Annotated in this window: 10 protein-coding genes; 1 reads left to right on the forward strand and 9 read right to left on the reverse strand. The window is 37.0% G+C overall.

The window, feature by feature from the left end:
• Positions 1-6 precede the first annotated feature (6 nt).
• From ACQY44_RS12330 to ACQY44_RS12360, 7 genes are all read right to left on the reverse strand, one after another.
• The gene (locus ACQY44_RS12330; RefSeq protein ID WP_428230641.1) at positions 7-987 is read right to left on the reverse strand and encodes an arabinan endo-1,5-alpha-L-arabinosidase; all 981 of its coding nucleotides are present in this window, start codon (positions 985-987) and stop codon (positions 7-9) included.
• A gap of 138 nt (positions 988-1,125) precedes the next feature.
• A complete protein-coding gene (locus ACQY44_RS12335) occupies positions 1,126-2,100 on the reverse strand; it encodes a glycoside hydrolase family 43 protein (RefSeq protein WP_428230642.1) in 975 nt (324 codons plus the stop codon).
• A gap of 314 nt (positions 2,101-2,414) precedes the next feature.
• A complete protein-coding gene (locus ACQY44_RS12340) occupies positions 2,415-4,034 on the reverse strand; it encodes an arabinan endo-1,5-alpha-L-arabinosidase (RefSeq protein WP_428230643.1) in 1,620 nt (539 codons plus the stop codon).
• Positions 4,035-4,045: 11 nt separating this feature from the next.
• Complete coding sequence (locus tag ACQY44_RS12345; RefSeq protein WP_428230644.1) at positions 4,046-5,593, reverse strand: alpha-N-arabinofuranosidase; 1,548 nt, start codon at positions 5,591-5,593, stop codon at positions 4,046-4,048.
• A gap of 143 nt (positions 5,594-5,736) precedes the next feature.
• Complete coding sequence (locus ACQY44_RS12350; protein WP_428230645.1) at positions 5,737-6,738, reverse strand: arabinan endo-1,5-alpha-L-arabinosidase; 1,002 nt, start codon at positions 6,736-6,738, stop codon at positions 5,737-5,739.
• 129 nt (positions 6,739-6,867) lie between these two features.
• The gene (locus ACQY44_RS12355) at positions 6,868-8,430 is read right to left on the reverse strand and encodes a RagB/SusD family nutrient uptake outer membrane protein (protein WP_428230646.1); all 1,563 of its coding nucleotides are present in this window, start codon (positions 8,428-8,430) and stop codon (positions 6,868-6,870) included.
• Between the two features lie 29 nt (positions 8,431-8,459).
• Positions 8,460-11,504, reverse strand: a complete 3,045-nt coding sequence (locus ACQY44_RS12360) for a SusC/RagA family TonB-linked outer membrane protein (RefSeq protein WP_428230647.1) — start codon at positions 11,502-11,504, stop codon at positions 8,460-8,462.
• 570 nt (positions 11,505-12,074) lie between these two features.
• On the opposite strand from ACQY44_RS12360, the gene ACQY44_RS12365 reads away from it, so the two are divergent.
• Complete coding sequence (locus ACQY44_RS12365; protein WP_428230648.1) at positions 12,075-12,764, forward strand: NUDIX hydrolase; 690 nt, start codon at positions 12,075-12,077, stop codon at positions 12,762-12,764.
• Between the two features lie 392 nt (positions 12,765-13,156).
• Here the strand turns inward: ACQY44_RS12365 and fsa are convergent, their stop codons facing one another.
• Entirely contained in the window at positions 13,157-13,813 is a 657-nt protein-coding gene (gene fsa / locus ACQY44_RS12370) for a fructose-6-phosphate aldolase (RefSeq protein WP_428230649.1), read from the reverse strand.
• 8 nt (positions 13,814-13,821) lie between these two features.
• Entirely contained in the window at positions 13,822-15,876 is a 2,055-nt protein-coding gene (locus tag ACQY44_RS12375) for a transketolase family protein (RefSeq protein WP_428230650.1), read from the reverse strand.
• Positions 15,877-16,084 lie beyond the last annotated feature (208 nt).

Genomic DNA, 16,084 nt, shown 5'->3' on the forward strand with positions numbered 1-16,084 from the left:
AATATTCTATTTTAAAACGGGCCATAAATCTGCATCCCATTGTATTTCTTTAACCACTAATCTTGGCGTTCCGTTGGTTTTCTTTTCGTAAGCGTGATAAAAAATATAATCTTTCCCATCAAATGTATAAGCGCTATTATGGCCTACGCCAAAGTAATTTTCATCGCCTTGAACTACAATACTTCCTCCGCCTTCGGTTAATAATTTTCCGTCTTTATCGACGTACGGTCCGGTTACATTTTTAGCTCTTCCAACAACCACTTTATAGGTACTTTTTTCTCCGCGGCAGCATAAATCCCAAGAAAGAAATTGATAATAATAGCCATTTTTCTTGAAGATAAAAGGAGCTTCAAGTGCTCCATCTCCGGGATCAGAATCGGGTAATTCGAAGGTTCTTTTTCGTTTTGAAATCGTGTGCCATTCCTGTGGCTGTGCAATTGATTTTAAATCGGGATTTAGTTTTACCATTTTTAAACCTTCCCAAAAAGAACCAAAAGATAACCACGGCGTATTGTTTTCATCGAAGATTAAATTGGGATCTATGGCATTCCACATATCTCTGTTGGGTTGCGATTGAATTACAATTCCCTGATCGACCCATTTGTAGTTTTTGTCTTTCGGATCTAAAGTGGTATTGGTCGCCACGCCAATCGCCGACGTATTTTTGGCGAAAGCCGAAACGGAATAATACAGATAATATACATTGTTATGCAACGAAATATCCGGCGCCCAAATATGGTTTTTGAAATCGGCCGCAACGCCATCTGCCCAAGTTGGTTTGTCTTTGAAAACTTGTGGTTCGGGATTCCAGTTTTTTAAATCTTTTGAACTGAAAACACTGATTCCTTTTCCTGTACAATATAAATAATAGGTGTCTTTTTGTTTGATGACAACCGGGTCGTGCACTACAATTTCCTGCGCAAATGAAACAGAACCAATCAATAAGATTAGAATAGAAAATGTCTGTTTTATGTTTTTGTAAACCATATAAGTGATTTTTTTTGTGAAATGTAAATTGTAAAATGTGACTGCGACTGTAAACTTTTTTAAACCATATAAGTAATAACTATTACTAAAATGCAACTGAGACTGAATACTAAAAAACTAAATACTGAACACTAAAATTTACTGAATTCCTTCAGAGGTCATCACCACTCGTTTCATTGTTCCGTCTTTGTTGTAATATAATTTGTCTACACAAACCGATCTTCTGAAACTTCCTCCGTTTGGAATTGATGCTCCGTTGTGATAAATGAAATACGATTGTCCTTTAAAATCTATTATCGATTGGTGGTTGGTATTGCTGTTTCCAGCTAATTCATTCAAGATTCCTTTGAATTCCCAAGGACCTGTAATTGATTTGCTCATGGCATAGGCAATTTTCTCCGGGAACTCATAAGCGTATGATAAATAATACCAGTTTTTATGTTTGTGAATCCAAGGTGCTTCTGTATAATGCGGTAAATCGATGTGTTGAATTGGGCCATCTAATTCGATCATGTTTTCTTTTAATTTGGCATAATGGCAAGAGGTGTTTCCCCAAAACAAATAGGCTTGTCCATCCGTATCGATATAAACCGTTGGATCGATATCGTCCCAACTTATATTGGTAAATTTGGTCATATCATTTGTAATCAGGGCTTTTCCTAAAGCATCTTTAAATGGTCCGGTTGGACTGTCTGAAACGGCAATTCCAATTGATTTTCCAGGAACAGAACCATGTTCAACGGTTACATACCAATAAAATTTTCCGTTTCTTTCAATTACCTGAGAAGCCCATGCATCGCCTTTTGCCCATGCAAAATCGGTTACTTTTAAGGGCACCGGATGTGATTCCCATTTTTTCATATCAGATGAAGAATACACGACCCATTCATTCATTTTATAGAAGTTAAAATCGTTTGGTGCTTCGTCATGACCAGCGTACAAATAGACTTTATCTTTATAAACCAATGCCGCAGGATCGCCTGTATATTGATCTTTTATGATTGGGTTATTGAATTTTGCGGGATCGATTTGTTTTTTATTCGACTGTGCCTGAACTATTGGGCAACAGGCAAGCAAAACTAAAAGTGAGAGGCTTGTAATTGTATTTTTCATCATGATTTATTTTACATATTATTTTTTCACGCAGATTTTTATTTTTTAAGTCCTGATAAATAAGTCCCAACGGGACGTCATATTTATAGTGTTTTTTGTTTTTAATAAAAACCCCATCGGGGTGGCATATTCGCTTAAGAAAAACTTATATAACGCTCCGCTGGAGCTAATCGAAACAACCTGTTATATTTGCTATAAATATTACGCTCCGCTGGAGCTTTTAATGCCTAAACTACTTTCTTGAAATCTGTGGCTATTATTTTATGTTTGGTTTCGAGGCTTCGGGATTGGGATTTAAAAAAATTGGAATTTCCTTAATTTATCTTTTTGCCCCAAACCGGTAATCCGGTCGATGTTAGACCTGAATAGCTCAAAGTCACTTTTCTGGTAGCTAATTCCCAATCCCAGGCATCAGATACATTGCATTTTACTCCGTTTATCGTCAGGATTTTTTTGGCGCTGTCGTACGACCAGGTTCCGTTTGCATCTCCGCTGACTTTTTTATCTGCGGTTAAATAAAGGGTTACTGATTTTTGAATGACTTTGTATTGATAGTTCATCGTTATTTGTTCCCAAGTCCCTACAAAACTAGCATCCGTAATTGTTGTTGCTGGCACTCCTGCATAACGTTCTGCTTCGACAACCGGCCATCCGTCTTCTGTCCATTGAATACCTCTAACATGTCCCATCATTACGGCATTTGAAACTGCAATTCCGGCAACTCCTTCCGGTAAACGTGCTTGCGATGCATAATACCATTGTTTGGTTTCGGGGTTTTGGAAAATGCCACAATGCGAAATTCCAACCCAGCCTGTGTGATTTTTAAAGGAATATGGATGTGTCAACATCGGGAAACAATCGGCTCCATTTGTAATGCTGGTTCCGGTAATGGTTTGGTAAGGTCCTAAGATGCTTTTGGAACGTGCTACACGTGTATTATACGCAACAGATAATTCGTCATAAGCCAGGAACAAATAATAATATTGTGTGTCCGGATTATAGATAATTTCAGGTCCTTCAAGCGCTTGCCAACGGTTTGTATTTACGTTTCCGCGTCCTGCAATTCGCACTCCGTAATCTCCAATAGTTTTTAGCTTATCCGGTTTTCCAGTTGTTGGATTCAGTTTTAAAGCTGCAATTCCGGAATGCCAGGAACCATAAATTAAGTACTGATCGCCTTCCGGGGTTTGAATAAAACTCGGGTCGATGGCGTTGAATTTGAAATACGCATCCCAATCGCTTCCTCCGTTTCGAACATAACTTTTTACGCCGTCCGGTTCAGAGCAAACGACCATTCCTTTGTCTGTCCAATTATTGGATGCCAAATCATCTGTTTCGGCTAAGCCAATGAATGCGCGTTCTGTCCAGGAAGTATTCGTGTCTATTCCCACAATTGGGTTTGTCACCACAATACTATAATACATTCTGTAAATGTTTCCAACTTTACGAACGCAAGGCGCCCAATATCCATAATTTGGATTTGTAATTGGTGGCAATGCCGGAGACATTCTGGCTCTTTTATTATTCAAAGAATCTTTTACCCAGGCCGGAGCTTCGGTCATGGATGATCCCATGAATTCCCAATTGACTAAATCTTTTGATCTTCTGTAAAAAAAATGTCCGTGTCCGTCAGTTGCATTTCCATAAGAAGCATCGGTTTGGTACATATAATAATAGTCGCCGCATTTTTCTACTGATGGATCGTGCACGTTGGCTAAATTCCATTGTGCTCTGCTTCCCCAAGCTGATATTGAAGTGTAATTATCTGCGTAAGTTGGTCCAGGAAAAGCATTAGGAACGACCACAACTGGCGGATCAACAACCGGATCCGGATTCTTTGCAGGGTCATCACTTGAACAACTCACCGAAGTAAGCACAACTAAAAGAAGTCCAACATACGAGGCAATTTTTATAATGGAATTTGATTTTTTCATTTTTTAGCTTATTATTTTCCTTCTAAAACCACTACTGAGAAGGGAGGAATTGTGATTTCTAATTTTCCTTTTTTGTTTTCGAAACCTTTAAAAACGGTTGGTACAATTTTATTTGGCGTATCGAACGAATTGTAATCTTGCAATTTTGCCGATGTTATAATGGTTCCTGTGAAATTTTTAATGCCCAGATCTTTTACATCAATTTCTATTGTATTTTTATTTTTTGCGTCAACATTTACCAATGAAATATGAACCAATCCGCTTTTATCTTTTGATGCCGAAGCCGATACTGCCGGAAGTGATTCTCCGTTGAAAGTATATAATGGCGATTGAAAACTTACCGGTAATAATTTAGCATCCTGGTGAACACTGTACATTTTCATTACGCTGTAAGTTGGCGTTGTAATCATTTTTGCTTTGTCAGTAAGAATTACGGCCTGCAAAACATTTACACATTGTGCAAGGTTTGCCATACGAACTCTGTCCGCATGATTGTTGAAAATATTTAGAGTTGCTCCGGCTAAAACGGCATCTCTCATGGTATTTTGCTGGTATAAAAATCCAGGATTTGTTCCTTGTTCTACTTCGTACCAGGCTCCCCATTCGTCAACGATCATGGCTACTTTTTTCTCCGGATCGTATTTATCCATAATAGCGGAATGTTTCGTCACTAATTCTTCCATTTTTAAAGCGGATTGCATAGTATGGAAATAGCCATCTTCGGTAAAGTTTACACCGTCACCTTTTTTACCCCAATCGATTACGGCATAATGATGAACGCCTAATCCGCCTAACATATTTAGCGGAATGTTTTTCATTAAAACTTCTGTCCAGTTATAATCGGCACTGTTTGATCCGGATGCAATACGGGTAATTCCACCGGTATTTTCCCAATCTGACATGAAGGTGGCATATTTGCGGTATTCATTAGCATAATATTCTGCTGTCATATTTCCTCCGCAACCCCAGGCTTCATTTCCAATTCCCCAGAATTTTACTTTCCAGGGTTCAGTTCTTCCGTTCTTTTTACGCAAATCACTCATTGGGCTTTTTCCGCTGAAGTTGGTGTATTGCACCCAATCAGCCAATTCCTGAACAGTTCCGCTGCCTACGTTTCCAGATAGATAAGGTTCTGCTCCAAGCAGTTCACACATATTCAGGAAATCATGTGTCCCGAAACTGTTGTCTTCTGTTACGCCTCCCCACCATTTGTTTACAATAGTTGGTCTTTCCGGTTGGGGTCCAATTCCGTCTTTCCAATGGTAAGTATCAGCAAAACATCCGCCTGGCCATCTTAAATTCGGAATTTTTAATTCTTTTAAAGCTTTAATAATATCATTTCTAACTCCTTTTGTGTTTGGAATTTTGGATGTATCTCCCACAAAAAAACCTCCATAAATACAGCGTCCTAAATGTTCTGCAAAATGTCCGTAGATGTTTTTATTGATCGTTGGCGCATCTGCAGTATTTTTTATGGTTACTACAGTAATTCCGCCTTGAGCGAAATTAATCTGGCTACAAAGGGTAATAAGAAATGTGATTAAAAGTGCTTTTTTCATACGAGGATAATATTTGTTTTTTATTGGAATATGGTATCGCCATTCTTCTTTATTATTTTGATTTTGAATCATGGCGATTCCATAATGTTTATTTAAGTTATAAAGAGGAAAGCTTTATGAAGACTTTCCTCTGAATGGTATTTTTAATAAGAAAGTGTTGGCCATCCTGATGCCCATGTGAAATATACAATTTCCAGTTTTGGATTTCCGCTATCGGCTCCATCATAATAATGAACTGATCCTTTTTGAGTTCCTACGATTCTGGATAAATGTCCCGGGCCAATATAATTCCCTTGTGTGGCTAAAACGGTTGTTCCGCCACCGCTTTTTAAATTGACTCCATTTTTGTCAACAAAAGGTCCAAACGGACTTGTTGAACGACCTACAACAATATAATAGGTACTGTTTACCCCATTGCAGCAATTGCCTCGGTTAACAAACATATAGTAATAACTTCCTTCTTTGATTAAACAAGGTGCTTCCCAACTTGCACTGCTTCCGCCTGCTACGATTGTTTTGCTTCCTGTTGTTTTTCCTGTTGAAGGATTAATTTGGATAACACCAATTCCGGCATGCCAGGAACCATACGCCATATAAACATTGCTTCCATCTACTAAAATAGAGGGATCGATTGCATTTACATCTGATGAAGAAGAGGATGAAACAACCACGCCTCTGTCTGTCCAGGTTGTTCCTGCAGAAGCACTTATGGCGGGAGTAGTTACCAAGCCAATTGCCGAAGTAGCAGAACCAAAAGTAGAGCATGAATAATACATATTCCATCGGTTATTGAACCAGGCTACATCCGGTGCCCAGAATGTTTTTACAAACCCGGGAACATATCCTGCAATCCAGCTTGGAGTAGAAGTAAAAACGGATGCTCCCCAGGTCCAGCTTGTTAAGTTTGTTGAATAGGTCATCGGGATATTATCTCCCGTTGTAAAGACATAATAATTGACTCCGCTTTTTACAATTGTACTTGGATCGTGAGAAGGAACGGTTCCTGTAACGGTTTTAGCTGTTAGATTTTTTGTTTGAGAATTTTGAATTTCGGCATTTGTTTCTGCACCTGGAGAAACGACATCTTCATTTTGACAACTTCCTAATAATACTGCTAATAAAACCAAACTTGTAATTGTTTTCATTGTGATCATTTTTAGTTACTGTTAAATTTACTGCTCTTGTATTCCAATTCTTTTTAAGGCATATATCGTTTAAAAGTGCCGGTCTCAGTTTTCAGTCTAAGTGGAGAACTGAAAACTGAGACTGAAAACTTAATAACTATCATTCTGTTTTGTTCCGGGATTATTATCCATTTCTAATTGTGGTATTGGATAAAACTCTCTTCCTGTTGTGTACGAATTAAATTCAGCATCTCTGGATCTTAACCAGGCTAATTTTGTAGCATCCTGCAACCATCCCCAACGATGAATATCATCAAAACGGTGTCCTTCAAGTGGGAATTCCAGGAATCTTTCGTGTCCTATTTGTTCTCTCATCTGGGCTTGTGACATTCCTGGTTTTGTAGTGGCTAAATCCGGTAGCCCAACTCGGTTTCTTACCATTTGAATGTATCCGTACGCTCCCGGAGTATCGCCTGTTTCGTTTAAAGTTTCGGCATACATTAAAAGAATATCAGCATAACGTAATAAACGCTCATTGATTCCGGAACGCCAATCGTATTCGTCAGCAAACTCTCCATCTGAATTTTGGTATTTTCTACAGAATATATCATTCAAATCAGCTGGGCTCGAAGCATAGAAAGTGGCAAAATCTTTACCGTATAATTTCATTCCGCCTGGTTTGTTGTAAAATATAGTGGCATCTAAACGAGGATCAAGATCTCCTGTTTTTGTTTTCTCATCATGAAATTCATTAAATAACACCCAGGAAGGCTGCACATCTGTCCATCCGAAAGCTCTTGGTGCATATGTAATGGCTCTTGCCGAAGTTTTCCCCCAACCGGAAGCCGGAGCACCTCCCCAACCTAAATCTACACCACCGGCATCACGGCTAAATTGTACTTCAAAAAGTGATTCTGAATTGTTTTCGTTAGCGGTAGTAAAATTATCGCGGTAGTTTGCAACTAAAGAATATACTCCTAAATCTATAACTTGTCTAAAAGTAGTTTTAGCATTAGAAAAATCCTTTGTAAACAAATAAGCTTTTCCTAAATATCCCAGGGCAGCACCTTTTGTAGCACGTCCTTTTTCGCCTTTATCTATACCTGAGATATTATCGTAAGAGGTAGGCAATAATTCTGCAGCGGCTTTAAAATCTGCAATAACCTGAGCCCATCCTTCTTCTTGTGTTTTCTGTGGATGATACACTGCAACGTCTGTTGGTAATGGTACATTTTTGAACATGTTTACGGCATGAAATAAAAACAATCCTCTTAAGAAATAAGCCTGTCCTAAAATTCTGTTCTTAAGTGCTGCATCTTTAAATTCAATATCAGGTACATTAGTCAAAACCTGATTGGCGCGGTAAATTCCCTGATAATACGTTTCATAAGCCCAGCCATATATAGAGGCGTCTGCAACATTTGAATTGAACCTTCCTGCATTATACATAGATCCCCAAGGACTGTTTGTACGGGCATCATCTGCTCTTGCATCTAGCAATAAAGGCGTACTACGCATGTAGGTTCCGTCTGTTAATAAACTTCCGTAAGCAGCATTTACACCTTCAATGGCATCCTGATCTGTTTTCCAGAATGAACCTGCAGTTTCAACATTAGGATCAACCTGAAGCAAGTCTTCATTATCAACGCAGCTTGTTGTTATCATAGCTACAGAAAAGAAAACGGTTATATAGTTAAATATTTTATATTTCATTTTAATACGTTTTAATTGGTTAGGCTAGTTTAAAAATTTACTTCAACACCCATAGAAATTGTTCTTGGATTAGGGAAAGATCCCGCATCGTATCCTCTGGAAAATAATCCATCATTGTAATTAAAATCCGGATCGTAACCTTTGTATTTACTAATGATCAATAAGTTTTGTCCATTAATAAATATTTTCGCTTTTTGAATAAAAGTATCTTTAGGAACCGGGATTATATATCCAATTTCCATTGTCTGTAATTTGATATAATCACCGCTTTCAATAAATCGGTTAGAATCTCTTGCGTTTGCATTGGGATCTCCAATAATCGGACGTGGTACATCTGTATTTGTATTGGTTGGGGTCCAGTAATTCAGAGCATCAACGCTGCTATTTCCGTATTGTTCCGTCATTAAATTGCGATACAATCCGTTGAATACCTTGTTTCCTCCGCTTCCCTGCCAAAACATCGAGAAATCAAAGTTTTTATAATTGGCACTAAAATTAAATCCGTAGCTGTATTTTGGAATCGCAACTCCCTGAAAAGTCCTGTCTGCATCTGTAATCTTACCATCGCCATTAACATCTCTGAATTTGATATCTCCAATACCTGCGTTGGTTTGCGTTGGTGAAGCAGCTAAATCTGCAGCATTTTGAAAAATACCAGCTGTTTCATACGCAAAAAGTTCACCAATAGATCTTCCTACTTCTGTTTTTGAAGCGGCTCCGTAAATTGGATTTCCATCACGGCCAATTTGTAAAACTTCATTTTTTAAAGTTCCCATATTAGCAGAAATGCTATATTTAAATTTATGGTGGTTATTGTTATAACTTGCTGAAAATTCTAAACCGCTATTTTTAACTGCTCCTGCGTTTGTTACTACGTTTGCCGGAAACGCTCCTGTTGAAAAAGGTAACGGAACTCCAATTAATAAATCGGTAGATTTTTTTTGATAATATTCTGCCGTAATTTGTAAGTCATTATTAAAGAATCCTAACTCAAGGGCAACATTCGAAGTCGAAGTTTCTTCCCAGTGTACATTCGGATCAATGGCACTTACCACAGTCGTACCAGGCGCTAATGCATTATTGAAATCATATCCTGCAAAAGCATTAATGGTTGGCGAATAAGCATATACTCCTATAGTATTATTTCCTAAAATACCATAACCTCCTCTTACTTTAATTGTATTCCACCATTCCGGTAAGTGTAAAAACTTTTCGTTGCTCACTTTCCAGGCTCCTGAAAAAGAGTAGAAATTACCTGTATTATTTTCTTCACTAAAAAGGGATGTTTTATCCTGTCTGAAGTTTCCGGTGATGAAATAACGATCATCATACGAATAATTTAATCGGCTTAAATAAGAAATGTTCGTAACTGTGCTTTTATATTCTCCTGCACTGGTGGCATCAGCATATTGAATCTGGCTGATTTCTCCCGGCGTGTACCCAACACCTCTTGACCAGTGATTGTAATAGTCTTTTCTTTCCTGAATCCATCCGCCTAAAACATCAATTTTATGTTTGCCAAGTGAAATTTCATATGTCAGTAAATTGTTCAGGAATGTCCTGGACTGATTTCCAGTTGATACATCCAATGCTGCTTCATCATTTGTTGTGATGTAGTACCAGCCTAAATCACTTGGCGGATTAAATTTTCTGTTTTGCCAGTCTAGTCTGTCATAACTTGCATCGAGTTTATATTTTAATCCTTTTACGATTTCAAGTTCTCCCCAGATATCACCTATGAAACGATTTCTTTTTCCGTTATTGGTTATTAAATTATTAAACCCAATTACGTTCATCGAAATGGCTCTTTGTGTTAAATTGTCTGTCCCGCCATATCCGCCAAGTCTGTTTGGATCGTAAACCGGCATTGTAGGAACAGCGCCCAGTAAATCAACAATAGCTGATTGTCCGGCATTATATTCATTAAAATTTTCTTTGTCAGATTGCGTATAACCTATCTTAGAACCGTATTTAAATTTTCCTTTTTTGCCATATAAATTCAAATTGGTCGATACTCTTTCATAATCTTGCGGAGAGTTTAAGTAGCTTGTATTTTTAAAATAATCGACATTCATATTATAGCCTAAATTCTCAGCTCCTCCATTAAGTGTAAGCGATTGATTTTGGATAATCCCGGTTTGAAAAGCCTCTTTTTGCCAATCTGTATTTACATTTTTTATATAAGAAGGACTGGTAGGATCATTTCCCGGAGCAACAGTTAATCCCGCATTTAATTCTGCAGCAGTTGTAATTTTTTGGTACCCAAGTCTATCTGTTAAATCCCATTTTTTAGCCACATTCTGAAGCCCTACTAACGATTTGTATTTGATGTCCAGTTTACCATTTTTACCTTTTTTGGTCGTAATGATAACTACTCCGTTTGCGCCCTGAACACCGTAAATAGCAGCTGAAGAAGCATCTTTAAGTACCTGCATCGATTCTATGTCTCCCGGTGCAAAATCGTTCGGACTGTCAACGATCATTCCGTCAATAACAAAAAGAGGATTGTTGTTTGTAAATGAATTTATACCTCTAATTTTTACATTTACAAAACCTCCGGGCTCGCCTGACGATTGTACTGTTACTCCGGCAACCTGGCCCTGAAGCATTTTTGCAGGATCATAGGTTATCGTTTTTTTGGCTGATTCCATATCAACCACACTTATCGAACCTGTAAGATCAGATTTCTTTTGTGTCCCGTATCCCACAACTACTACTTCATTTAATTTATTGGTGTCTTCACTTAAAGCAATACTCACTTTTAATTGATTTCCTACCAGTATTTCCTGATTTTGAAATCCTATAAATGAAAAAACCAAAACATCGTTTGGAGATGCTTTAATCGAATATTCTCCATCAAAACCAGTTGTCGAAACAGTTTTGGTTCCTTTTATCAAAATATTTACACCTGGCAAAGGCAAGTTATCCTGCGCCGAAGTAACAACTCCGCTAATCACTTTGTCCTGAGCCGACATTTGATTCGCGGAAAATAATAGCATTATTACTGCTAAAAGCCATTCTTTTTTTGGCAATAAAAAATTGCAATAAAAAAATAATTTTTGGTTTGTTATCATATTGGTTAGTTTAAGTTGGTTAGCTGTATAATTATAAGTGTTAATTATACATTTGTAAATTTAAATAAAAAAAAAGCTTAAAAACAAATTAATATGATAAAAAAAAGCTCCAAAAAAAATGCATATCGTAAATTAAGTGTAAATACAACATTTAAAAATTAATGTTTTTTTCAAAAAAAAAGACCTTTTACGCATCTTATTTGTGTAAAAATTACACTTTTAGTCAAAAAGCCAATTTTTAATCAAAAAAAAGTAGTTTAAAAAAAATATATAAATGAGCTGTTTTAGAGATGCCTGAGCTTATAAAATTGTTGTTTTTTGTAAATAAAAACTTATTTCAACTACTAAAGTTCAACAGTCATTTATACATTTTTTCAAAAAACTATCCTGTAACTGTCCTGTTTTGATTTAAAAAAATCATAAAAAGAGAAAAAAGGATGTTATTTTTGTGTGAAAAAGTTCTTTTTTTAGCTCTGCTTTTGAGTACTTATAAGTGTAAGTGTAATATCTACATTAATAAATTATGAAACGAGTTAGGAAGTTTATATATTTACCAATAAAATATTGAATATGCTAAACAGTTATAGCTCTGCAGATAAAGTCTTATTAGCAGTAGATTGTATCATTTTTGGGTTCGACCATGAGGGGTTGAAAATTCTTTTAATCAAGAGAGACTTTGAGCCTGAAAAGGGAAAATGGTCTTTGATTGGTGGTTTTTTAAAGCGGGACGAAGTATTAGATCACGCAGCTATCAGGATCTTAAACACCTATACAGGTCTGAATGAGATCTATATGGAGCAACTATATGCTTACAGCGAAATCGATCGTGATCCTGTTGAAAGAACCATTTCGGTTTCCTACTATGCACTGATCAATATTGAAAATCATAATGCTGAATTGATTAAAAATTATCACGCACAATGGTTTAGTATTGCTGATGCCCCTAACCTGATTTTTGACCACAATGAAATGGTACAACAAGCCATCCGAAGACTTCGTTACCGAACTTCGATAAAACCAATTGGTTTTGAGTTGTTGCCTGAAAAATTCACGATGAGACAATTGTTAGAATTGTATGAAGCCATTTTAAGCAAAGAATTAGACAAACGAAATTTTATCAGCAAGATTAATTCTTTAGAAATTCTAAATAAATTAGAGGAAAAAGATATGCAGTCTTCTCGTAAGGGATCTTATTTGTATACTTTCAATAAAGAAAAATATGAAGAAAAATTACTCAACGATTTTGTATTGAATTTGTAGATAAAGTTTGGCCCACTGATTTTTATAAGTTAAACCAATTCATACAGATTCTTTTTTACCGGAAAACTTTATAATCATTTCCAGCAGATTTAGCAGATGCAGGAATTAAAAAAAATCCGCACAATCTGCGTGAGAAAATTGCTCACCAATAAAAACAAAACCCTGAAAGCCACAAACTCTCAGGGTTTTTCATTCAATAAAACTACTATTAAAAAACTAAAAATTATTCTGTTTAAGTTTGCCACTCCCGATAGCTATCGGGGTAAAGGATTAAAATTATTAAAAAAAAATCTGCTTTAATATGTGTAATCTGTGGCAAAAATCTATGCGCCATTCATTATAAAAAATCCGCGCCCATCCGTTTAATCCGTAAAATCCGTGGGCTAAAAAATCTAGCTATTTCCTTTTTGGTAATCTGCTAAAAATGTTGCTAAACCAATATCCGTTAACGGATGTTTTAATAAACCTTCAATAGCACTCAAAGGTCCGGTGATAACATCTGATCCTAATTTTGCACAATTGATAATGTGCATCACATTACGAACTGAAGCCGCCAAAATCTGAGTTTCAAAACCATAATTGTCATAAATCAATCTGATGTCTTCGATCAAAACCATTCCGTCAGTCGAAACATCATCCAGACGCCCGATAAATGGGGATACATAAGTGGCTCCTGCTTTTGCTGCCAACAAAGCCTGTCCGGCAGAAAATACCAAAGTACAATTGGTTCTGATTCCTTTGTTTGAAAAATACCTGATGGCTTTTACACCATCTTTGATCATCGGGATTTTTACCACAATCTGTGGATGTAGTGCTGCCAGCTTTTCTCCTTCGGCAATCATGCCTTCAAAATCGGTTGAAATTACTTCGGCACTTACATCACCATCAACCAATTTGCAAATTTTCACATAATGCTCTAAAATATTCACGGCTCCTGTAATTCCCTCTTTAGCCATCAACGACGGATTAGTGGTTACACCATCTAAAACACCTAAATCATTGGCTTCTTTAATATCTTTTAAGTTTGCTGTATCTATAAAAAATTTCATGTCTTCTATTATTTTGATAGGTTATAATTGTTTTCTTCTAAGTACTTCATGATTTCCTGTGAAACATTTCTACAGGTAAATCCAAATTTCTGATCCAGAACAGAAGCCGGAGCCGAATAGCCAAAATGATCCAATCCAAATACTTTTCCCTTGCTGCCCACCAGATTTTCCAAGTTAACAGGAAGTCCTGCTGTAAGTCCAAAAACAAGCGCTCCTTTTGGAATAATGCTTTCCTGATATTCTGCAGATTGAGATCTGAAAAGTCCTTCTGAAATAACCGAAGCTACATTTATTTTTATTTTAATAATCTGTTCCAACTCAAATGCAGCTTCTATAAGTGTTGCAACTTCTGACCCATTTGCGATCAGTGTGATATCCGGATTTGCATTTGACCGCACCAAATAACCTCCTTTTTTAGCCTCAGAAGCTTCATCGAATCTGGAGTTTCCATTGGTTGGAAGTGCTGCTATATCTTGTCTGGAAAGAATTAGACCTGTTGGCGTTTTTTTATTTTCAAGTGCCATTTGCCAGGCTATAGAAGTTTCGACAGCATCTGCCGGACGTAAAGCCAGTAAACTCTGATCTCCGGAATGATTTTTAATTTTTTCCAGTAATCTAATTTGTGCTTCCTGCTCTATAGGCTGGTGCGTGGGACCATCTTCTCCTACGCGGAAAGAATCATGTGTCCAGACGTATTTTACCGGTAATTCCTGAATGGCTGCCAAACGAATTGCCGGCTTCATATAATCTGAAAACACAAAAAAAGTTGCTACAACCGGAATTACACCTCCGTGAAGAGCAATTCCGTTAGCGATTGCTGCCATCGTTAATTCGGCAACACCGGCTTGCAAAAATCCTCCGCTAAAATTATTCTTTTGCAAAACCGATGATTTTTTCAGAAAACCATCTGTCTTATCACTATTTGATAAATCTGCCGAAGAAACAATCATGTTCTCTACATTTTCTGCCAAATATCCTAAAACTGCAGCCGATGCATCACGGGTGGCTGCATTTTGTTTTTGAGTAATCCCGGCAAAATCTAAAGCCGGTAAATCTCCATTAAAAAACTGTTTAATCTTTTCGGCTAACTTTGGATTTTGTTTTTCCCAAGCTGCTATTTGTACTTTTCTACTGGCTGCTTCTTCCGTTTTGTTTGTCAAAATAGTTTTATAATGTGCGGCAACATCGTTATAAACTGCAAACGAATCTTCGGGATTTGCTCCAAGATTCAGCAATGTTTTTTCGAAATTGGCTTTTGTAGCACCAATTGGTTTCCCGTGCAATTCGCATTGTCCTTCATACATCGTCCCATCAGCAGTTACGCAACCTTTTCCCATTATAGTGCGACCAATAATCAAAGTTGGCCTTTCCAGTTCTGCATGGGCGGCATTTAACGCTGAACGAATATGCGCATGATTATGACCGTCAATTGTAATCACTTTCCAGCCCCATGCTTCATACTTCATTGCCGTATTTTCTGTTGTCACCTCATCTGTCATCGATGAAAGCTGCACATCATTGGAATCATAAAACATAATAAAATTATTCAAGCCTAAATGCCCTGCAATACGTCCGGCACCTTGAGAGATTTCTTCCTGAACACCACCGTCTGTAATAAAACCATATATTTTATGATCGAATAAATTTTCAAATCTTGCTGATAAAAATTTAGCAGCAATTGCCGCTCCAACTCCCATCGCGTGTCCCTGACCTAGTGGTCCTGAAGTATTTTCGATCCCTCTTTTTACATCAATTTCGGGATGTCCCGGAGTTACAGAACCCCATTGTCTGAAATTTTCAAGATCTGATTTTTCGTAATTCCCGAGTAAATGATATTGTGCATACATAAGAGCCGAAAGATGTCCCGCATCCATAAAAAAACGATCCCTGAAAATCCAATTCATATCTGTTGGATCGTATTTTAGATATTCAGAATATAAAATGTGCATGAAATCTGCGCCTCCCATCGCTCCTCCGGGGTGACCGGAATTTGCTTTTTCGACCATCGAAATGGCTAAAGCTCTTATATTATCTGCCGATAATTGGTCTATTTTGTTGTTCATTTTTTTGGTTGGTTTAATAGCAAAGTTTTGATCTGTTATATTGAATTTCAATTAGAAATGATTCTAAAAAAAACAAAGTGAAAACAAATTAAATAATAAGTGTAAAATATACATTTACAAATGTATGTAAAATAATTCCACAAAAACAAAAAAAATGTTTTGTTATTTTTTTAACGATAAAGTGGAGATTTTGACGTTTCGATTGTGC

It is taken from the genome of Flavobacterium sp., from assembly GCF_965277525.1.
Taxonomy (GTDB): domain Bacteria; phylum Bacteroidota; class Bacteroidia; order Flavobacteriales; family Flavobacteriaceae; genus Flavobacterium.

What these genes read in the sequence shown, in the direction of transcription:
- ACQY44_RS12375 (WP_428230650.1), bottom strand. Translation starts at nt 15,876, where the DNA reads ATGAACAACAAAATAGACCAATTATCGGCAGATAATATAAGAGCTTTA.
- ACQY44_RS12330 (WP_428230641.1), bottom strand. Translation starts at nt 987, where the DNA reads ATGGTTTACAAAAACATAAAACAGACATTTTCTATTCTAATCTTATTG.
- ACQY44_RS12335 (WP_428230642.1), bottom strand. Translation starts at nt 2,100, where the DNA reads ATGAAAAATACAATTACAAGCCTCTCACTTTTAGTTTTGCTTGCCTGT.
- ACQY44_RS12350 (WP_428230645.1), bottom strand. Translation starts at nt 6,738, where the DNA reads ATGAAAACAATTACAAGTTTGGTTTTATTAGCAGTATTATTAGGAAGT.
- ACQY44_RS12340 (WP_428230643.1), bottom strand. Translation starts at nt 4,034, where the DNA reads ATGAAAAAATCAAATTCCATTATAAAAATTGCCTCGTATGTTGGACTT.
- ACQY44_RS12355 (WP_428230646.1), bottom strand. Translation starts at nt 8,430, where the DNA reads ATGAAATATAAAATATTTAACTATATAACCGTTTTCTTTTCTGTAGCT.
- ACQY44_RS12345 (WP_428230644.1), bottom strand. Translation starts at nt 5,593, where the DNA reads ATGAAAAAAGCACTTTTAATCACATTTCTTATTACCCTTTGTAGCCAG.
- fsa (WP_428230649.1), bottom strand. Translation starts at nt 13,813, where the DNA reads ATGAAATTTTTTATAGATACAGCAAACTTAAAAGATATTAAAGAAGCC.
- ACQY44_RS12360 (WP_428230647.1), bottom strand. Translation starts at nt 11,504, where the DNA reads ATGATAACAAACCAAAAATTATTTTTTTATTGCAATTTTTTATTGCCA.
- ACQY44_RS12365 (WP_428230648.1), top strand. Translation starts at nt 12,075, where the DNA reads ATGCTAAACAGTTATAGCTCTGCAGATAAAGTCTTATTAGCAGTAGAT.